Consider the following 21,394-nt stretch of genomic DNA (forward strand, 5'->3'; position numbering starts at 1 on the left):
ATTTATTCATAAAATACAAAAAATACAACATTATGAGTTTAAGACCTCTTTTTCCAGATACCCGATTGAGAAGATTGCGCTATAGCAAAGTAGTTCGTAACATGGTTGCCGAAACATCTCTTTCGGTAGATAATTTAATTATGCCTCTTTTCGTTTGTCCTGGAGAAAATGTTCAAAATCCAATTAAAAGCATGCCGGGAAACGATCAGTTATCTGTAGACATGTTAGTAAAGAAATGTGGTGAGTTATTGGAGTCGGGCGTAAAATCAGTATTGCTTTTTGGTATTCCGGAATCGAAAGATGAAGATGGAACTGTTGCAACTCACGAGCATGGTATCGTGCAAAAAGCAACTCGTGCAATCAAGGAAACTTATCCTGAAATGTATATTATTGCCGATATCTGTAACTGTGAATACACAACTCACGGTCATTGTGGAACGATTGTCGATGGTGATGTTGATAACGATCAAACATTGGTTACATTGGCAGCACAGGCTGTTTCTTTGGCTGAAGCAGGAGTTGATATGGTTGCGCCAAGCGACATGATGGATGGTCGAATTGGATATATGAGAAAAGCTTTAGACGAAAATTGCTTCGAGAAAATGCCGATAATGGCTTATTCTGCAAAATATGCATCTGGATTTTACGGTCCGTTTAGAGATGCTGCTGATAGTGCACCACAATTTGGCGACAGATCAACTTACCAAATGGATCCTAGAAATAGTGACGAAGCCATTCGTGAGGTTGAGATGGATATTGCAGAAGGAGCTGATATCGTTATGGTAAAACCTGCATTAAGTTACCTTGATGTGATTTACAGAGTGAAAAATGAATTTAATGTTCCTGTTGCAGCTTATAATGTAAGTGGTGAATTTTCAATGGTGAAAGCTGCTGAAGCCAACGATTGGATTGATGGAAAGCGTGTAATGATGGAAATTATGACTTCAATTAGAAGAGCTGGAGCAGATATCATTATTACTTATCACGCCAAAGAAGTGGCCGATATTTTAAATGGCAAGATGTAATCTACCGGCGGGTATTTATTTAAATCGATGGCAGATTTTTTACGTTTACTATTATAATTACTACAAACTATTTACCGATTACAGCATATGAGTCAATCAATTTTTTTAGATACGATTAACGGAATTAAGAGAGAGAGACCACCGGTGTGGTTCATGCGTCAGGCTGGCAGGGTACTTCCTTCCTACATGAAATTGCGTGAGAAATATGGTTTCAAAGAAATGATGGAGAATCCGGAATTGGCTGCTCAGGTTACTTTGTTACCGATTCATGATTTGGGCGTTGATGCTGCAATTTTATTTTCTGATATTTTGGTGATTCCTGAAGCTTTAGGAATGGAGTTGAGTTTTGAGGGAAAAGGTCCGAGTTTTGCAACGGCATTAAAAGATGTTGCGGATCCGCTGTCATTTTTAAGTGAAAAACCTGAAAAACTAGAGCATATTTATAAAGCAATTGATCGTATTTTAGAAACTAAACCTGCAGATATTCCTTTAATTGGATTTTGTGGAGGTCCTTTAACTACTTTGTGTTATATGTATCAAGGTTTCAGTCGGAATCAGAATTTCCCTGATTTTGTTCCTGCGATCTACCGTGATAAAGCACTAATGAAGAAGGTTGTTGCTAAAATTACAGAGATGAGCATTCATTATGCGTTAAAACAAGTTGAACATGGTGTTAAAGCATTTCAATTATTTGAAACTCATGCTGGATTGATTCCTGTTGAATTGTATAAAGAAGTGTTTTTACCATCGGTTAAAGCTATTTTAGGCGCGGTTCGTGAAACAGGAGTGAAAACCATCTACCTGCCAAAAGGCTTGGGTACCGGTATTAATATGGTAAATTACGATTTGTGTGATTGTGTTAGTGTTGATTGGCAAATGCCATTGCATGAGGTGAGAGGAATTGTAGGTGAGGAGATGATTCTGCAAGGAAACTTTGATCCTCGTATTTTGGAAGCTACACCACAGGCTATCGATCAGGAATTTGAGTATTTCCTGAATTACGGACGTAAAGACCATAAATGGATTTTCAATTTGGGACATGGTTTATTGCCATCAATACCAGTTGAAAATGTGGAGTATCTTGTGAAAAAAGTAAAAGAATCTGATTGGGGAAGATAAAATTTTCAATTAAAAATATAGAATGAGGTGTCAGTATTGGCACCTCATTTTTATTTTAACTGGAATTAGATTATTTAAATTCAAATAATGATATAGATAGGTATATATCAGCAGTTAATTTCAATATAAATTAATTTTATGTTGAAAAAAATGTTGACATTTTAGGAATGTAGTTTGAGGAGTTTTACTTTTGCGATCGAAATCAATAAAATAGAATTACAATGACAGATTACACAAAAATGTGGACTGATCTTGGCTTAGACCTTGATAATCATGATGCTTTACTAGAGAATTTAGGTGGAGCGTACCAATCCATTTTTATGTCGCAGGAGCATCGTCCTGAGGCAATGGGATATTTCGATTTTGTGATGAGCGAAGCTCACGGGTTAAGAATTCAGGAGTTGCGTGATGAGCAGAAGGCAGGGCGAAAGATAATTGGTTCTTTTTGTGTTTTTGTACCTGAAGAGCTTGTGCTTGCGGCAGGTTGTACATCAGTAGGTTTATGTGCAGGAGCTGATTTCGCTCAAGAGGAAGTTGAGAAAGTATTGCCTCGAAATACTTGTTCGTTAATTAAATCATTCTTTGGTTTCAAATTAGGTAAGGTTTGTCCTTATATGGAAGTTTCAGACCTTATTGTGGGTGAGAATACCTGTGATGGAAAGAAAAAATCATTTGAGATATTTAGTCAGATGGTGCCAAATTTCTTTCAAATGGATCTACCTCAAAACAAGACTTCAATGGCAAGGAAATTATTAAAGCATGAATATGAATCTTTTGTTGCTAAGTTAGAGGAGATGACAGGCAAAAGAATCGGCGTGAAAGATTTGAAACAAGGAATTTCTACGGTAAATGCAAAGCGAAATGCCTTAGCCCGTTTGTCGAAACTTCGTACGGCTAATCCAAGTCCAATTTCCGGATTGGATGCTTTATTAATCAATCAAATTGCTTTTTTGGATAATCCGGTTCGATTTACTGAGAAAGTAAACGTTTTATGTGATGAACTGGAATTGCTGGTAAAAGAAAAGAAAGGCGTAAAAGTTGAAAACGCTCCTCGTGTTGTTATTTCAGGCTGTCCTATGGCAATTCCAAATTGGAAAGTCCCTGCTGTAATTGAAGCTTCCAGTGCTGTCATTGTCGGCGAAGAATCATGTATTGGTGAGCGTGGTCAGCGAAACACAACTGACGCTTCTGCAGATACCATTGGGGGGCTTATGGATGCGGTTGTTGATCGTTATTTTAAAATTGATTGTGCCGTATTTACACCAAATCAGGAACGGGTAGAGCACATCAAAGAGATGGCTAAAAATACGAATGCTGATGGTGTGATTCATTACGGGCTTCAATTTTGTCAGCCTTATATTATGGAATCTTTTTCTGTAGAAAAAACGTTGGAAAAAGATGGAGTTTCTGTTCTGAGATTAGAAACTGATTATAGTCAGGAAGATATGGGGCAATTATCAACGCGAATAGAAGCCTTTGTTGAAATTATTAAATAAAATAAATTGCAATTATAAGACGGAGAACTTAGCGGTTTCTCTGTCTTTTTGTTTTTATCCGAATGTGATATTGAATTGATAGCATGAGACAGGCAGGAATAGATGTGGGCTCTAGAAGCATTGAATTGGTTGTAATTGAAGAAGGAAAGGTTGTTGTGAGCAGACAAGCCGAATCTGGTTACAATCCGGTTGAGCGTGTTCAGGAATTAATTGCTGATATTTCGTTCGATAAGGTGATGGCCACGGGGTATGGACGGGCAAGTCTTGAGATTGCCTTTGATTATCCGACCATAACAGAGATTAAAGCATATGGAATAGGTGCCACAACATTACATCCTGATATTCGGGGAATTCTTGATATTGGAGGGCAGGACACCAAGGTGATATCTTTGAATGAAAATGGAAAAGTGTTTAAATTTGAGATGAATGATAAATGTGCTGCCGGTACCGGTAAATTCCTGGAATTGATGGCAACAAGTTTAGGCTATCAGCAAAATACCCTCGGTTTAGAAGCACTAAAGGGACAGGAGGGAATAGAAATTAACAGCATGTGTGCCGTATTTGCCGAGTCGGAGGTTACTTCTCTTTTGGCAAAAGGTTGTCAGCGGGCTGATATTGCTTTGGCTATTCATCAATCGGTGTGCCGACGTGCTGTTGGAATGATTAAACGCCAGGATTTAAAAACCCCAATTCTATTTGCTGGAGGTGTTGCAAATAATGCATGTATGATTCATCTTTTGAAACAGACTTTTGGTGATGATTTGATTATCCCGGAATCTCCTCAGTTTGTTGGTGCATATGGAGCTGCTGTTTTGGCTGGATGTTTATAAAAACCAAAAAAGTCATCTTTAGGTGACTTTTGTAATTGCTTGAGATAAAGGAATTACCTGTATTCCTTTTTTTCGAATTGTTTCAGTTTATCAATGTCACGTTGAAATCTTTCCATTAAATCTTCCGAAAAAGAATTAATCAATTTATGCTCCTTTAAAGTAGTTCCATCAGAGGCATCAGCAACAATCTTCATGGCGGTAATGAATTCATCGTATTGTGGCGCTGGTCCATATACATGACAAAAATTAATTACTTTATTATAGATTTCTTCAACTGAAGAGTTATGCGACTCCTCAAACTCAAACGACCACAATATTTCAGAACCAAGAGCATGATTTTTCAATAGTTGTGTAAGAGTTTCTTTTTCTTCTTTCTTAATTATTCCATCAGCCTTTGCCAGGGCATAAAGCAGTTCCCCAAATACTTCGTATAATTTTTCTTCCTTTTTCATTTCTTTTTAGTAAGATACCAAATTTCATAAATTCTCCATAGTTCAAGGTACTATAATTGAGTGAGAATTGCGTAAAGAAATTATCATACCATAATGGAATACATTAATTTTGCGTCAATTGGTATTAAAATACAGAGGTAGACCAATTACAACCAAATTTGAGCGGATTATCGTACTATTTTGAATTGGTCTTAAGCTCCTCAGGAGCTATATATAAGAATAGGATAAATCAATAAAGGACTTTAATTCTTTATTGATTAATGGCTTTTAGTATTCTGCGGGCACGGGAACAGTAACCTGCGCTTCCATTTTCCATTTGTTCTTCGATAACAAGAGTCAGTTCATTTTGGATATCGGGTTCTTGTAAGGAAAAATTGTATAGAATTTGCATAGCATACACTTTTATAGCAATTGCAGATGTTCTGGAAATCAATGCATCGAAGCAGTAATTGATAAAATCCCCGGATATATTGCTTGGAAGAAGTTCTAAACTAATCAGTTTTAAATATTGGCGTGATTTGCTTTCGTTGGTAAGAGACGGGACAAGTTTAATTATTTGAGGAAGATACAAGCGAACCAAATCAGGAGCAATATCATAAACCTTATCTAAAATCCAAGTGGCCCGCCAGGAATGTTTCTCATTGCTGATACAAATATCCCATAGTTCATTCATATAAGCAGGATTTTTAGCAATACTCTGAGCAACCAATTTAGCTTCTTCTTTTACCGGAAAAGGGTCGAGTAGTTTCTTAAGTTCCATTGAATTTAGAATTATTGGTTTTCTTAAAACGGCAACCTGCTTAACTCCACATTTCCGCCCGAAAGAATAATTCCAACTTTTTGGCCTTTGTATTTTTTCTTCTCTTTTATTAAAGCAGCAAGAGCGACTGCACTGGATGGTTCTGCAATGATCTTCATTCGCTCCCAAATCAGCCTCATTGCCGCAATTATTTCTTTTTCTTCCACTCTGATAATCTCTTCAACATGTTCCTTAATAATTGGAAATGTTTTATCTCCCAATGAGGTTAGCAAACCATCTGCAATAGTTTGAGGATTGGTTTGCGGAACAATTTCACCTTTTTGCATAGATTGCCAGGCATCATCAGCACCCATAGGTTCACCAGCTATTATTTTTGTGTTTGGCGAAAAATAATGTGCGGCTAAAGCTGTACCGGATAGTAAACCTCCGCCACCAACAGGAGCGAAAATTGCATCCAAATCATCATGATCTTCAATCAATTCCATTGCAGCGGTTGCTTGTCCTTCAATTACCTGATAATCATTGTAGGGATGCAAAAAAACCGCCCCGGTTTTATTGACAACTTCGTTTAGAGTAGTTTCTCTTGCCTCAAGGGTTGGTATGCATTCAATAATTTCTCCACCGTAACCTTTTACCGCTGTTTTCTTTATTTCAGGAGCATTCGAGGGCATTACAATGTATGCTTTAATGCCTTGCGCTTTTGCGGCAAGCGCTATTGCCTGAGCAAAATTGCCCGATGAATGAGTGGCAACTCCAAATTCTTTTTCTGTTTCTGATAGTTGAAGAATAGCATTTGTAGCTCCACGCATTTTAAACGCGCCCATTTTCTGAAAATTTTCACATTTAAAGTAGATATCAGCTCCAACAATTTGGTTGATGAGTTGAGAGCTCATAACAGGTGTTCGATGAATGAATTTTTGAATTCTTTTGTGTGCTTCCTGTAAACTTTCTTTTGTGATAATCATTTTGTTGGAGTTTTTGGTTTGTGATTGTAACCCGACCAAAGCCGGGTTACAAATGAGCTTGAATCTTATAATGAAATTCCACTTTGCAAGTATTTCAAAAGAAGAAATTATTTCATTGCTTCAAGTGAATCTTTTGCTGCTTGAATGGTTTTATCAAGCATCTCATAGGTCAATGAATTAGATAGGAAATAACTTTCGAATGATGATGGAGGAAGATAAATTCCTCTTTTTAGCATTTCATGAAAGAATTTTGGGAAATTTTCGTTGTTAGCGGTTGCTGCAGTGTCAAAATCCACCACATCAACATCAGTAAAGAAAACACTAATCATGGAGCCACAACGGTTAATTTTGTAAGCGAACCCCGATTCCGAAAGCACCTTATCCAATCCTTTGTGAAGATATTCTGTTTTATCCGCAAGTTCAGTGAAGTAGTGAGGGTTCTCGTTAAGCTCTTTTAACAGGGTTAATCCTGCAATCATAGCAATAGGGTTACCGGATAAGGTTCCTGCCTGATAAACTGGTCCAACAGGCGAAACGACCTTCATGATTTCGTCGGGTCCGGCATAAGCTCCAACAGGCATTCCGCCACCAATCACTTTACCGAAAGTTACCAAATCGGCTTTAACGCCAAAATATTCCTGAGCACCACCTTTTCCCAGGCGGAAACCAGACATTACTTCGTCAAAAATCAACAGTATTCCTTCTTTATCACATAGTTCACGTAAATCTTCCAGAAATCCTTTTTTAGGAAGTACACAGCCCATGTTTCCAGCAATTGCTTCCACTATAATAGCCGCAATTTCACCTTTATTTTCTGCAGCCAATTGTTTTACGTCTTCAATGTTATTGTACTTGGCAGTTAGTGTGTCGTTTGCTGTACCAGGAGTAACACCCGGTGAATTTGGTACCCCAAAGGTACTTGCTCCGCTGCCGGCTTTAATTAGGAATGAATCGGCATGACCGTGATAACAGCCTTCAAATTTGATAAATTTATTTCGGCCGGTATAACCTCTGGCCACACGAATGGCACTCATACATGCTTCGGTACCGGAATTAACCATTCTTACCTTATCAATATTTGGCACCATGTCTACAATTAATTTGGCAATTTCAATTTCCAATTCGGTAGGAGCTCCAAAGGAGGTTGAATCTTCAACTTTTGCCTTAATGGCATCTATAACTTTAGGATATGCATGTCCCAAGATCATTGGTCCCCATGATGAGATGTAATCGATGTACTCGTTTCCATCAACATCGGTAAGAATACTTCCTTTTGCTTTTTTGATAAAGACAGGAGTTCCGCCAACAGATTTAAATGCTCTAACCGGTGAGTTTACACCTCCGGGAATGTATTTGTTGGCCTCTGTAAATAATTCGGAACTTCTTTTGTATTGATGCATAATGGTATAGGTTTTATGAATTTAAGTAATTGTGACAAATTTCGAGTAAGGAATAAACGTTTGTATTTTCAGACATGACAACATGTTCGGAAAAATCCAGCAATTTTACTGCGGTTGTACTTCCAATAGCGAAACAGGGAACAGTTTCGTTTATTTTGTATTTGCTAAAAAAGCTGTGAACAGCGCTAGGACTGCAAAAACAGATGGCATCAAAATCAGTAAGAGTTACATCCGGTTGATACAAATTTGTTTGGTAGCACTCTATTTCTTCAAAATCAAATTCTTTTTCAGTCATAAAATCAGAAATATTAGTTTGTCTTAAATTTCCTGAAAAATGAATGTAAGAGGAGGCGCTTTGTTTTTCGAGCAATTCAATTAAAGATTGCGAGTTGTGCTGTTTTGGAAGTATAGCGGTGATTCCAATTTTTAAAAGTTCTTCTGCGGTTTTTTCTCCAACAGCAAATACTTTTTTTTCTTCCAAAGCAATTAGTGAGCTTAGGTTCCCGGAAATACTCTTAACTGCATTTTGACTTGTGAAAATCCAATTTGATTCTGGCTTTGAATTAATCAGATCTGTCTTTTCTTTAGAGAGAGGAATGAGATCAATTTGAATAAATGGTTTTGCCGTAACTGTCAGACCTAATTCTTCGGCATACATTATATGTTCAGAACTTAGAGATCTGGTAAAAAGAATATTTTTTTTATCTGTTAGAGACATAAATAGATTTCAAAATGATTTCTGACCGCAAGCTAACAAATTTAGCAAATCAGACCATTTTTTATGCTCTTGAAATGTATTATTTTTTCAATTGATTGGATATTAGATATTCAGAAGAGTATCTTTAAATTATTAAAACTTCTAATCGTTAAAAAGTATTAACCTGCTTGCCATTCAGTAATAGCTTTTATACTTTTAGTGTGCTTAAAAATGGGAGGAGACCATTGTTTCGAATGTCGAAAGATCATGAAGAATCAGTTTCAATCAAAATTCAAACAAAGCAAAGACTTAAAATCAGGAAGATATTTATGACTGAATTCAACAGGGAAGAAGAGAGAAGACAGATTTTGTATCGATACAAGCATTTGCTTGTTACGTGTAAAAATATTGTTACCCGGGCAGATATAAAATTAGTTCGAAAAGCATTTGAATTAAGCTTAAAAGATCACGAAGGGGAAAGAAGGACTAACGGGGAACCGGCTATTTATAAAAGCATTTCAATAGCTCAGATTGTTGTAGAAGAACTCGGACTTGGAAGGACTTCTGTAATTTGCTCTCTGCTATATGATATTGTTCAGAAAAAACGAATTTCGTTAGAAGAAGTTTCTAATCTATTTGGTCCAAAAGTTACTCAGATAATTCAGGGTTTGGTTAAAGTAACTGATATTTACAATCAAAACCCAACCCTTCAATCAGAGAATTTCAGGAAGCTTTTGTTAAGCTTTGCCGATGATGTTCGCGTGGTTCTTATTATTATGGCAGATCGCTTGTTTAATCTAAGAAATTTAGAGAACAAACCGGTCAAATTTCAGCAAGCCTTAGCGAGAGAAATAGAGTTTCTCTACATTCCGTTTGCACATCGTTTGGGAATGTACAATGTAAAGTCAGATATGGAAGATTTGGCATTGCGCTATTTACTTCCTGATGTTTACTTTGAGATTCAAAAGAAACTGAAGGATAGTGAGGAGGAACGCGAAAAGTATATTAAAGATTTTGTTGCCCCAATTAAATCTGAATTGGATCAGTTGGGTTTAAATTATAAAATAAAAGCACGTACAAAGTCAATTGCGTCCATTCTTCACAAAATGAAGAAAAAGCAAGTTGAGTTTGAAGAGGTTTATGATATTTTTGCCATTAGAATCATATTAAAAGCAACTCCCAAAAAGGAAAAATCGGAATGTTGGAAAGTTTATTCTGCGGTTAGTGATCTGTACCGGCCAAATCCGAACAGATTAAGGGATTGGATCACCATTCCAAAATCAAATGGGTATGAATCTCTTCATACTACAGTTATGGGACCTGATAATCGTTGGGTAGAGGTTCAGATTCGAAGCAAACGGATGAATCGGATTGCTGAGCAGGGGTTTGCTGCTCACTGGAAATATAAAGGTGGAAAAAGCGAAGGAGGAGGATTGGATGCATGGCTGCAGGATATTCGGGAAGTTATTGAAAGCCACGGAAGCGATTCAATTGATTTAATTGATAGTTTTAAAGCCGATTTATACCACAAAGAAATATATGTATTTACCCCTAAAGGTGATTTAAAACAATTATCAGCAGGGGCAACTTTACTCGATTTTGCGTATTCAATTCACTCTGATGTTGGTGATAAATGCATAGGTGGCACAGTCAATCAGAAAAATGTTTCCATTAAGCAGGTTTTAAATAATGGAGACCAGGTTTCTGTAACGACCTCTAATTCTCAAAAGCCAAAATTAGATTGGTTGAATTTTGTAGTTTCTACAAAAGCGAAAAATAAAATTCGTCAGTCGATAAAGGAGGAAATGCTTAAGGAGGCTGACCTTGGAAAAGAAACTCTGAAGCGCAGAATGAAGAATTGGAAAATTGAGTTCTGTGATGAAAACATTAGGAAGTTAATGACTTTCTACAAGTACAAAATTGCTGCCGATTTGTATCAGGGAATTGCCTTGGAACAGCATGAATTATCGGAAATAAAAGATATTCTTACTGATAAAAAAGAAATAGAAAAGACAGTTCCTGAAGAACGTCCAGATTATTCAGCTAAGAAAATTACTAAGGAAGGTGAGGATGTATTAATTGTAGATGAGAACATTTCGAATGTCGATTATTCATTGGCAAATTGCTGTAACCCGATTTTCGGAGATGAAATTTTTGGCTTTATATCAATAGGAAAGGGGATTCGAATTCACAGATTAGGCTGTCCGAATGCAAGTGAAATGCAAACCCGTTACCCGTATCGGGTTGTAAAAGCAAATTGGACTGATAAAGGTTCTGCATCTTATCAAGCCGTACTTCACATTACAGGAGATGATGAGTTGGGTATTGTTAGTAATATATCCGATGTTATTTCCAAAGATTTGAGGGTTCAGATGAGATCCATCTCTGTAGATACAAACGCAGGCTCATTTGTAGGTAATGTTACCGTTATAATTGCAAGTACCGAGCATCTTGATACCTTAATTGTTAAATTAAAACGAGTAAAAGGTGTGCATCGTGTAACAAGATACGATCCTGTAAGCTAGTGGTGTAGTAATAATTTACAGAAAGGGATGGAGCTTTAAAGTTCCATCCCTTTTTTATGTCGATAAATATCTTCAATATGTTATCCTGATTAACAGGCTTGCAATAAGAAGCTTAGGTGTTTTTATTGAAAATCCTGTAACTCCTTTGGTGTTTTATTTATATTGATTCAGTATATTTGAATTTCAAAAAAAATGAAACCAATTTGGTTTTTTTGTCAGAGTTTATGGAGAATTATATTGTTTCAGCACGTAAATACCGCCCTTCGCTTTTTTCATCGGTTGTAGGTCAGCAGTCCATTACAGTCACCCTTAAAAATGCCATTAAAAACAATCATTTGGCTCATGCCTATTTGTTTTGCGGGCCTCGTGGTGTTGGAAAAACTTCTTGTGCAAGAATTTTTGCAAAAACAATTAATTGTTCAAATATTAGTCCCGATTTTGAAGCATGTAATGAATGTGAATCATGTGTTGCTTTTAATGAGAGCCGCTCTTACAATATTCACGAATTAGATGCTGCTTCGAATAATTCCGTTGAAGATATTCGTTCTTTGATTGATCAGGTTCGAATTCCGCCACAAATTGGCAGCTATAGTATTTATATTATTGACGAGGTTCACATGCTTTCGGCTTCGGCATTTAATGCTTTTCTGAAAACTCTTGAAGAACCTCCGGCTCACGCCATTTTAGTGCTCGCAACAACCGAAAAACACAAAATACTTCCTACAATTCTGTCGCGTTGTCAGATTTTTGATTTTAATCGGATCAAAGTTGAAGATGCAGTTAAGCATCTTAAAGAAATTGCAGAAAAGGAATCAGTTGCAATCGAAGAGGAAGGTTTAAATGTTATCGCTCAAAAGGCGGATGGGGCTATGCGTGATGCTCTTTCTATTTTCGATCAGATTGTAAGTTTTTCTGGTAAAGAAATCTCTTTCGAAAGTGTAATTCAGAATTTAAATGTTCTGGACTATGACTACTATTTTAAAATGGTAGATGCTTTTTTGGAAGGAAAAGTAAGTGATGTGCTTCTAATGCTTAATGAAATTCTTGAGAAAGGATTTGACGGACATCATTTTGTTGCTGGCTTGAGTGCTCATATTCGGGATGTATTGGTAGGAAAAGATCCTGCAACAGTTCAATTGCTCGAGGTTAGCGATTCGGTAAAACAAAAATATATAGAGCAGTCAAAAAAATGCCCGCTTGATTTTTTATATGAAGCACTCAAAATTTTAAATCAATGTGATATTGGATTTAAAGTAAGTCAAAATCAAAGACTTCTTATCGAATTAAGCCTAATTCAATTGTCGCAGATAATTGAATTAAAAAAAAAAGGACTTGAATCAAATCTGAACTCAAAAAAACTTCAGAAAATAATTGTTGACGGAGAAACCTTAAGCACCGAGGTTAAACCGGCAGTTAGTCATAATTCAAATGTTCAATCAACACAAACAGTAAGCGATAAGGGGAGCGTTTACAATAAAAACAAGGAAAAAAATAATGGTTTAGGTGTTGTTTCAAAATCTAACTTTGCAAGTTCGGTATCTATCAAACAAGCTTTAAATAGTGGTATTCCACGTTCAAATGCTGCAAGCAAACCCAAAGATAAAGAGGCTGTTAGTATTATCGATTCTGTCGTTGTTGGTAGTGAACCATTCACCCAGGAAAAGCTGGAGGCAAAGCTAAAAGAATATATTACAGCCAAAGGAAAAAGTGATCGTATTCGATTAGCTATTACGGTTAATAAGCCGAAAATAGTTGGGGACGATCGTGTTGTTCTGATGGTTAGTAATCCTTTACAGGAAGATGACATTATCTCAGTAAAAAATGAGGTGAGAAACTATTTGAGAAAAGAATTAAACAATTCAGAAATTCAAATTGAGACAGAAATCATTCAATTAAAAACAGCAAAAAGAATGTATACTGATTCGGATCGATTTAATTATTTGTGTGAGAAAAATCCTGCATTAGGGTTTCTTAAGCAAAAATTCTCCCTGGATTTTGAATGAAAATTGAAGATATGATTTACAGCATATATATAATGGTTTAAATTAGGCTTCTGTTTTTGTACAGAAGCCTAATTTTTAGACAGTTGTAATTAAAGAAAAAAATCCTTAAAAAATAGATTCTTTTAAATCGGAAAATAAAAAAAATACATATGTTTACTCTGAATTTGAGATGTGATTATTTCGAATTTAATTAAGTAAATACAGACTTTTTATTAATTATTAAATCACTCAAAACAACAACCAACATGGCACAGAAGTCAAAAATCATTTACACTAAAATTGATGAAGCTCCAGCCTTGGCGACCTATTCGTTATTGCCAATTATCAAAGCCTTTACTAAAACTTCAGGCATTGAGATCGAAACCAAGGATATTTCTCTTACAGGAAGAATTATTGCCAACTTCCCTGAGAATTTAACTGAAGAGCAAAGAATCCCTGATTATTTGGCTGAATTAGGTGCGCTTTCATTAACACCGGAAGCAAACATTATTAAATTGCCAAACATTAGTGCTTCAATTCCTCAATTGCAGAGCGCGATTGCTGAGTTACAGGAAAAAGGATATAATATCCCAACTTACCCGGAAGAAGCCAAAACAGAAGAGGATAAGGCACTTCAAGTAAGATTTGCAAAGGTTTTGGGTAGTGCTGTAAATCCTGTGCTTCGTGAAGGTAATTCTGACCGTCGTGCAGCAGGTTCTGTTAAGCAGTATGCTAAGAATAACCCACACAGAATGGGCAAGTGGTCTGCTGATTCAAAATCTCATGTTGCTCACATGACCGGGGGTGATTTTTACGGTTCAGAGAAATCGGTGACCATGCCTAAAGCAACTAAGGTTCGAATAGAGTATGTTGACAATTCGGGCAATGTTACAGTATTAAAGGAGAAGCAAGAGCTATTGGCTAATGAAATTATTGATTCATCAGTAATGAATGTGAAAGCATTACGTGCTTTCTATGCGAAAGAAATTGCGGCTGCGAAAGAAGAAGGTTTACTATGGTCGTTGCACCTTAAGGCAACCATGATGAAGATTTCGGATCCTGTAATGTTTAAGCATGCTGTTGAGGTTTTCTATGAAGAAGCTATCACTAAGCACGCTGATACCATTAAAGAATTAGGAATAAACTTTAACAATGGATTAGGCGATCTTTATAATAAAATTCAAAATCTTCCAGAAGCCAAAAGAGCCGAAATTGAAGCTGATATCATGGAAGTGTATAAATTCCGTCCTGATATAGCAATGGTTGATTCTGATAACGGAATTACTAACCTGCATGTTCCAAATAATGTGATTATTGATGCATCGATGCCTGTTGTTGTTCGCGATGGCGGTAAAATGTGGAATTCTGCAGGGGAACTTCAGGATACCAAAGCATTGATTCCAGATAGATGTTATGCTACTATTTATCAGGTTTGTTTTGACGACTGTAGAAAAAATGGTGCTTATGATCCAGCAACCATGGGATCTGTATCGAATGTCGGTTTAATGGCTCAAAAAGCAGAAGAGTATGGATCACATGATAAAACTTTCATTGCTCAAGGCGATGGTGTTATTCGCGTTGTAGAATTCGAAGGAGCTATTGTGATGGAGCAGAAAGTTGAAAAAGGTGATATCTTCAGAATGTGTCAGGTTAAAGATGCTCCTATTCAGGATTGGGTTAAATTAGCTGTAAAAAGAGCTAAAGCAACTAATACGCCGGCTATTTTCTGGTTAGATAAAAATCGTGCTCATGATGCTCAGTTAATCAAAAAAGTAAATACTTACTTAGCTGATCATGATACTACAGGTTTGGATATCCGCATTTTGACTCCGGATGATGCAATTGCATTCTCACTGGAAAGAATCCGTAAAGGGGAAGATACAATTTCGGTAACTGGTAACGTATTGCGTGATTATTTAACAGATCTTTTCCCAATTTTGGAATTGGGATCTTCTTCTAAAATGCTTTCCATCGTTCCTTTGATGAATGGGGGAGGATTGTTCGAAACAGGCGCTGGAGGATCTGCCCCAAAGCACGTTCAGCAATTCATGTCTGAAGGTCACTTGCGTTGGGATTCTCTTGGGGAATATTTAGCATTAGGTGTTTCTTTAGAGCACTTGGCTAATACTTTTAATAATGAGAAGGCTGCTTTATTTGCAGAAACCCTTGATTTAGGTGTAAGTAAGTTTTTGGAAGAAGGAAAATCACCATCACGTAAGGTGAATGAGTTGGATAACCGTGGTTCTAACTTCTATTTGGCAATGTATTGGGCGCAAGCACTTGCGGCACAAGATAAAAATGCTGAATTGAAAGCAATTTTTTCTAAAGTAGCTCAGGATATGGAAGCTAATGAAGAAAAAATCGTTGCTGAATTGAATGATGCCCAAGGTGCACCAATGAATATTGGCGGCTATTTTATGCCAAACGAGGAATTGGTAACCAAGGCTATGCGTCCGAGTGCAACTTTAAATGCGATAATCGACGCTATTTAATAAATAATTTATATCCTAAACGGATAATTTTAAGGTCTTCCAGTTTGGGAGGCCTTTTTTTGTTCAATAAAATATGGTATTTAGTTTGATTTTAAATTAGGTTTAAAGCTACGGTTTGCATCGCCGAGATTGACATATTTCTCTTACATTTGATGTGGAATTTGAACTTACTTAAAAATATTATACGTTATGGCTATTAGTAAAAAAGTAGAAGAAATTTTGAACAAGCAAATCAATGCTGAATTTTGGTCTGCTTATTTCTATTTATCAATGTCAAACTATTTCAATGCGAATGGAATGCCTGGTTTTGCAAATTGGATGAAAGTACAATTTCAGGAAGAAACTTCACATGCGATGAAAATGTTGGATTACGTAAACGAACGCAGCGGAAGAGTTATTTTGGAGCCAATTGCAGAAGTTCCCTCTGAATGGACAGGTGTTTTAAATATCTTTGAAGAAACTTTAAAACACGAGGAGCACGTGACTAGCTTAATTAATGGCTGTGTAAACATTGCTATTGAAGAAAAAGATCATGCTTCAGTGAATTTTATGCAGTGGTTTGTTGATGAGCAAGTGGAAGAAGAAGCTACTGTTAATGAAATTATTGACCAATTAAAAATGTTTGAAGGAAAAGGTCATGGTTTGTATATGATGGACAAAGAATTTAAAGCGAGAGTCTTTGTTGATTCTACTCAAGTTTAGTTAAAAACAAAATATACTCAAAAGCCTCACATATGTGAGGCTTTTTTTATGATGTAGAACTGTTAAGTCAATAAAAATATTTACTTTTGGGTTCAATGGACATGAATAGATATCTCATAGTAGTATTTTGTGTGCTCACAGGATGTGCAGCAGCAGTTCCTATGGCCAACGGCCAGGATTTAACTGTTGATCATCAGCTGTTTGCAGATTGGTATGCCGATCATATCCAGAATCTTGATGAATCTTATTCTTCAACAATACTTGCACATGTAGAGCAGGATCAATTTGCCGGGAAATACATTCCAAATGTTGAAAATATTTCTTTATTGGAGAATTTGCCCAAATTTCCTGTAGATAATCAAGTTATTCCATTGGAAAGTATTCCAATATGGTTTGATTATCATTACTGTTCCGTTTTTCGGGATGTACTTATTAATACAATCCTTGAAGGTGATTTTCATATTAGAGCTCCTGTATTAGCTTAGCTTTCCTTTCCTGTTTTTCAACAGGAAATTTCACTTGTTATATAATATCATGGTTTTCAACCTTTGGGTTGAAAATATTTTACACATCGAAATCAACAAATCAAAATGGGTTTTATAGATAGTACATTGGGTAAACTATTTGGAAATAAGTCAGATAGAGACCTTAAAGAATTGAGTCCTTACTTGGGGCGAATTAAAGCAGAATACGATAGAATCACAACTTTAAGTAATGATGATCTTCGTGGAGAATCAGTTAAATTAAAGCAACGCATTCAGGATTTTATTCAAGCTGAAAAAGACGAAATACAGAGTCTTAAAGATAAGATTGATGTTGGTGAATTATCAATCAACGAAAGAGAGGAAATCTACGATCAGATTGACGGAATTGAAAAGAAAATTGATGACAAAATTGAAGAGGTATTAGAGGAAATTTTGCCTACTGCTTTTGCTGTTGTGAAAGACACTGCCCGCAGATTTACCGAAAATGCAGAACTGGAAGTGACTGCATCTAAATTCGATCGCGATTTAGCTCCATATTACGATAACATACAAATAGATGGCGATACTGCCGTATATTTTAATTCATGGGTTGCAGGCGGAACTGAAATTACATGGAATATGATCCACTATGATGTTCAGCTAATTGGAGGTACTGTTCTTCACCAGGGAAAAATTGCTGAGATGGCAACCGGTGAGGGTAAAACTCTTGTAGCTACATTGCCTGTGTTTCTTAATGCGTTAACCGGCAGAGGAGTTCATGTGATTACTGTGAATGATTACCTGGCAAAACGTGACTCGGAATGGATGGGACCATTGTACCAATTTCACGGGTTATCTGTTGACTGTATCGATAAACACTCTCCCAATTCAGATGCGCGTAGAAAAGCCTATGCATGTGATATTACTTTTGGAACAAATAATGAGTTTGGTTTTGATTACCTGCGTGATAATATGGCAACAAATCCAAAAGATTTGGTTCAACGTCGCCACAATTATTCAATTGTCGATGAAGTTGACTCGGTTTTGGTTGATGATGCACGTACACCATTAATTATTTCAGGACCGATTCCAAGGGGAGAACATCAACAGTTTGATGACCTAAAACCAAAAGTTCAAAAATTGGTAAAAGCCCAAAATGATTTGGTAATGAAGATTTTTACTGATTCTAAAAAATTCCTAAACAGCGAAGATAAAAAGGATCAGGAGGAAGGCGCAAAATTATTGCTTAGAACTTATAAAGGTTTGCCTAAAATGAAACCACTTATTAAATTTTTAAGTGAGCAGGGAAATAAGGCCAATCTTTTGAAAACAGAAAATTTCTATATGCAGGAGAATAACAAAAACATGCACATCATTACTGATGAGTTGTATTTTGTTATCGATGAAAAACACAATTCAATTGAACTTACTGACAAAGGAATTGACCTGATTAGTTCTGATGTTGAAGATTCAGGTTTCTTTGTATTGCCTGATATTGGATCAGAAGTAGCAGCAATTGAAAAATCAGATCTTTCGGATGAAGAAAAATTAGCCAGAAAAGATGAAATGATTCAGGCTTACTCAGTAAGATCAGAAAGAGTTCATACGATCAATCAACTTTTAAAAGCATATACTCTTTTCGAAAAAGATGTAGAATATGTAATGATGGATGGTAAGGTAAAGATTGTAGACGAGCAAACCGGTCGTATTATGGAAGGCCGTCGTTATTCTGATGGATTGCATCAGGCAATTGAAGCCAAAGAAAATGTGAAGGTAGAGGCAGCAACTCAAACATTTGCTACCATTACTCTTCAGAATTATTTTAGAATGTATAATAAGCTTGCCGGTATGACCGGTACTGCTGAAACAGAAGCAGGTGAGCTTTGGGATATTTATAAATTAGAGGTGGTTGTAATTCCAACCAACCGTCCAATTTGCCGGGATGACCGCGAGGATTTAGTTTATAAGACAAAACGTGAAAAATATTCTGCGGTAATTGATGAAATTGTCGATTTGGTAAATGCTGGTCGTCCGGTTTTAGTAGGTACAACTTCTGTTGAGATTTCAGAATTACTGGGTCGGATGCTTAAAATTAAAGGGATTAAGCACAATGTACTGAATGCAAAATTACATCAGCGCGAAGCAGATATTGTTGCGGAAGCGGGTCAATCAGGAACTGTAACCATTGCAACAAATATGGCTGGTCGTGGTACAGATATTAAGCTAACCGATGCAGTAAAAGCAGTAGGTGGTTTGGCAATTATTGGTACAGAGCGTCATGATTCCCGTCGAGTTGACCGTCAGTTACGTGGTCGTGCCGGTCGTCAGGGAGATGTTGGATCTTCTCAGTTCTTTGTGTCTTTGGAAGATGATTTGATGCGTTTGTTTAGCTCAGATCGTATTGTAAAGTTAATGGATAGAATGGGACTGAAAGAGGGTGAAGTAATTCAGCACAGCATGATTACTAAATCGATAGAGCGTGCCCAGAAGAAAGTGGAAGAAAATAACTTCGGTATTCGTAAAAGATTATTGGAGTACGATGATGTAATGAACTCTCAGCGTGAGGTTATTTATAAGCGTCGTCGTCATGCATTGTTTGGAGAGCGTATTCAGGTAGATATTGCCAATATGATGTATGATTTATCGGAATTGATTGCAAATGAATATCATGGTGGTGATTTTGAGGAGTTTAGAATGGATTTAATCCGTACTTTCTCAACAGAATCTCCGATAAGTGAAGAGGAATTCATGAAGGAAAAGCCTGAAGAAATTACTGAGAAAATTTACGCTGTAGTTTTGGATAATTACAAACGAAAAGTGGAAGCCATTAGTAAGCAAGCCTATCCGGTAATTAAAAATGTATACGAATCAAAAGCGGAAATGTATGAGAACATTGTTGTTCCGTTTTCTGATGGTTCTAAAATGTTTCAGGTAGTAACTAATTTGAAGAAAGCTTACGACAGTAAGGCTGAGGATTTGGTTCGTTCTTTTGAGAAAGTTTCTATTCTTGCAACTATCGATGATGCTTGGAAAGAGCACTTGCGTGAGATGGATGATTTGAAACAATCTGTTCAGAATGCTTCTTACGAACAGAAGGATCCATTGTTGATTTACAAATTTGAATCGTTCAATTTGTTTAAAACAATGATTGAAACTATCAATAAGAGTGTTGTCAGCAGCTTAATGAAAGGTCATATTCCATTATCGGATCCTGAAGATGTTCGTAAGGCAGAAGAACGTAAAAGAACCGATTTAAGCAATTTGAAAACTACAAAAGAAGAAGTAGGAGGAGGCAGAGAAAGACCGGAACCTAAAAAACCGGAACCTGTTCGTGTTGCTCAAAAAGTAGGACGAAATGAACCTTGTCCTTGTGGTAGCGGTAAAAAATTCAAACAATGTCATGGAAAAGGAGTTCCGGCTTAATTTCCATAATTAAAAAAATCATACTAAATTCACATGGATTGTTTCGCAAGTCGAAACAATCCATTTAGTTTTACTTACCAAACTTAAAAAAATACATATGTTGCATTCAATTCTTTGGGATATCGACCCGGAAATATTTAAAATCGGCCCTATCGCTGTCCGTTGGTACGGATTACTTTTTGCATTAGGCTTTTTGTTAGGATATTATCTTGTAGAAAAGATGTTTAAAAAAGATGGTATTAAACTGGAATGGCTTGATAAGTTGTTTCTGTATACCATGATTGCTACAGTTGTAGGTGCTCGTTTAGGACATGTGTTTTTTTACGGATGGGAATTTTATTCACAACACCCAGTCGAAATCATTAAAATTTGGCGGGGAGGATTGGCATCGCATGGTGCTACTATTGGAATTCTTGTTGCTTTATGGTTTTATTCTAAAAAAGTGAGCAAAAAATCAATGCTTTGGATATTGGATTACGTGGTAATTCCGGTTGCTTTGGCAGGATGTTTTATTCGTTTGGGAAATTTGATGAATTCAGAAATTATTGGAACTCAAACTCATTCTGACTGGGGATTTCAATTCATCAGAGCTTCTATTTATGAGCCGGAAGCACCACGACATCCAGCACAATTATACGAAGCAATTTGTTATTTGATTTCCTTTGGTGTTCTATCATTTATGTATTGGAAAACCAATGCAAAACAATACAGCGGAAGATTATTCGGCGCTTTTTTTGTAATGATTTTTACAGCTCGTTTCTTTATCGAATTTATTAAGGAAAATCAGGAAGCTTTTGAGCAGGGAATGTTGTTAAATATGGGACAGTTACTAAGCATTCCGTTTGTTTTAATCGGGTTGTTCTTTTTGATTCGATCGTTTAGAATAGAACCGATGAAGTAATCAAATATAGTATAACAAGAAGCCGAATCATTTCCGATTCGGCTTTTTTATTGTTGCATAAATCTCTTTCTAAAATCAAGTTTGCCAATCCATGTCATTCAAAAAAGCCTTCCTAATGATGGGAAAGTACTTCAAACCGTCCAAAGTCTGTTCCCAAATGT

At 36.4% G+C, this 21,394-nt stretch carries 16 protein-coding genes; 11 read left to right on the top strand and 5 right to left on the bottom strand.

Features of this window, described 5'->3' with window-relative positions; all coding sequences use genetic code 11:
• The first annotated feature begins 32 nt into the window (after positions 1 to 32).
• From hemB to ACKU4N_RS10650, 4 genes are all read left to right on the top strand, one after another.
• The gene (gene hemB, locus ACKU4N_RS10635) at positions 33 to 1,025 is read left to right on the top strand and encodes a porphobilinogen synthase (protein ID WP_321316275.1); all 993 of its coding nucleotides are present in this window, start codon (positions 33 to 35) and stop codon (positions 1,023 to 1,025) included.
• A gap of 87 nt (positions 1,026 to 1,112) precedes the next feature.
• Positions 1,113 to 2,144: a uroporphyrinogen decarboxylase gene (hemE, locus tag ACKU4N_RS10640; RefSeq protein ID WP_321316277.1), complete on the top strand. Its 1,032-nt coding sequence runs from the start codon at positions 1,113 to 1,115 to the stop codon at positions 2,142 to 2,144.
• Between the two features lie 221 nt (positions 2,145 to 2,365).
• Positions 2,366 to 3,640 carry a double-cubane-cluster-containing anaerobic reductase gene (locus tag ACKU4N_RS10645; RefSeq protein WP_321316279.1) on the top strand — a complete coding sequence of 425 codons (1,275 nt, stop codon included), beginning with the start codon at positions 2,366 to 2,368 and terminating at the stop codon, positions 3,638 to 3,640.
• Between the two features lie 83 nt (positions 3,641 to 3,723).
• Positions 3,724 to 4,470, top strand: a complete 747-nt coding sequence (locus ACKU4N_RS10650) for an acyl-CoA dehydratase activase (RefSeq protein ID WP_321316280.1) — start codon at positions 3,724 to 3,726, stop codon at positions 4,468 to 4,470.
• 53 nt (positions 4,471 to 4,523) lie between these two features.
• Here the strand turns inward: ACKU4N_RS10650 and ACKU4N_RS10655 are convergent, their stop codons facing one another.
• The 5 genes from ACKU4N_RS10655 to ACKU4N_RS10675 all read right to left on the bottom strand — a co-directional run bounded on the left by ACKU4N_RS10655 (position 4,524) and on the right by ACKU4N_RS10675 (position 8,765).
• Complete coding sequence (locus ACKU4N_RS10655; RefSeq protein ID WP_321316281.1) at positions 4,524 to 4,922, bottom strand: hypothetical protein; 399 nt, start codon at positions 4,920 to 4,922, stop codon at positions 4,524 to 4,526.
• A 250-nt stretch (positions 4,923 to 5,172) separates the two neighbouring features.
• The gene (locus ACKU4N_RS10660; protein ID WP_321316282.1) at positions 5,173 to 5,682 is read right to left on the bottom strand and encodes a HEAT-like fold family protein; all 510 of its coding nucleotides are present in this window, start codon (positions 5,680 to 5,682) and stop codon (positions 5,173 to 5,175) included.
• 23 nt (positions 5,683 to 5,705) lie between these two features.
• The gene (locus ACKU4N_RS10665; RefSeq protein WP_156195683.1) at positions 5,706 to 6,647 is read right to left on the bottom strand and encodes a pyridoxal-phosphate dependent enzyme; all 942 of its coding nucleotides are present in this window, start codon (positions 6,645 to 6,647) and stop codon (positions 5,706 to 5,708) included.
• Positions 6,648 to 6,754: 107 nt separating this feature from the next.
• Positions 6,755 to 8,047: a glutamate-1-semialdehyde 2,1-aminomutase gene (hemL, locus tag ACKU4N_RS10670; protein WP_321316283.1), complete on the bottom strand. Its 1,293-nt coding sequence runs from the start codon at positions 8,045 to 8,047 to the stop codon at positions 6,755 to 6,757.
• Between the two features lie 13 nt (positions 8,048 to 8,060).
• Positions 8,061 to 8,765 carry a uroporphyrinogen-III synthase gene (locus tag ACKU4N_RS10675; protein WP_321316284.1) on the bottom strand — a complete coding sequence of 235 codons (705 nt, stop codon included), beginning with the start codon at positions 8,763 to 8,765 and terminating at the stop codon, positions 8,061 to 8,063.
• A gap of 308 nt (positions 8,766 to 9,073) precedes the next feature.
• Between ACKU4N_RS10675 and ACKU4N_RS10680 the strand changes: the two genes are divergently transcribed.
• The 7 genes from ACKU4N_RS10680 to lgt all read left to right on the top strand — a co-directional run bounded on the left by ACKU4N_RS10680 (position 9,074) and on the right by lgt (position 21,233).
• Complete coding sequence (locus tag ACKU4N_RS10680; RefSeq protein ID WP_321316286.1) at positions 9,074 to 11,269, top strand: RelA/SpoT family protein; 2,196 nt, start codon at positions 9,074 to 9,076, stop codon at positions 11,267 to 11,269.
• Positions 11,270 to 11,493: 224 nt separating this feature from the next.
• The gene (locus ACKU4N_RS10685; protein WP_321316287.1) at positions 11,494 to 13,272 is read left to right on the top strand and encodes a DNA polymerase III subunit gamma/tau; all 1,779 of its coding nucleotides are present in this window, start codon (positions 11,494 to 11,496) and stop codon (positions 13,270 to 13,272) included.
• Positions 13,273 to 13,517: 245 nt separating this feature from the next.
• The gene (locus ACKU4N_RS10690; protein ID WP_321316289.1) at positions 13,518 to 15,743 is read left to right on the top strand and encodes an NADP-dependent isocitrate dehydrogenase; all 2,226 of its coding nucleotides are present in this window, start codon (positions 13,518 to 13,520) and stop codon (positions 15,741 to 15,743) included.
• A 189-nt stretch (positions 15,744 to 15,932) separates the two neighbouring features.
• The gene (locus ACKU4N_RS10695; protein ID WP_321316290.1) at positions 15,933 to 16,445 is read left to right on the top strand and encodes a ferritin; all 513 of its coding nucleotides are present in this window, start codon (positions 15,933 to 15,935) and stop codon (positions 16,443 to 16,445) included.
• A 101-nt stretch (positions 16,446 to 16,546) separates the two neighbouring features.
• The gene (locus ACKU4N_RS10700) at positions 16,547 to 16,930 is read left to right on the top strand and encodes a hypothetical protein (RefSeq protein WP_321316292.1); all 384 of its coding nucleotides are present in this window, start codon (positions 16,547 to 16,549) and stop codon (positions 16,928 to 16,930) included.
• Between the two features lie 105 nt (positions 16,931 to 17,035).
• Positions 17,036 to 20,332 (top strand): preprotein translocase subunit SecA, encoded by a 3,297-nt coding sequence (gene secA, locus ACKU4N_RS10705; protein ID WP_321316294.1) that lies wholly within the window; start codon positions 17,036 to 17,038, stop codon positions 20,330 to 20,332.
• Positions 20,333 to 20,429: 97 nt separating this feature from the next.
• The gene (lgt, locus tag ACKU4N_RS10710) at positions 20,430 to 21,233 is read left to right on the top strand and encodes a prolipoprotein diacylglyceryl transferase (protein WP_321316296.1); all 804 of its coding nucleotides are present in this window, start codon (positions 20,430 to 20,432) and stop codon (positions 21,231 to 21,233) included.
• Positions 21,234 to 21,394 lie beyond the last annotated feature (161 nt).

Origin of the sequence: Labilibaculum sp. (assembly GCF_963664555.1) — a bacterium.
GTDB lineage: Bacteria > Bacteroidota > Bacteroidia > Bacteroidales > Marinifilaceae > Labilibaculum.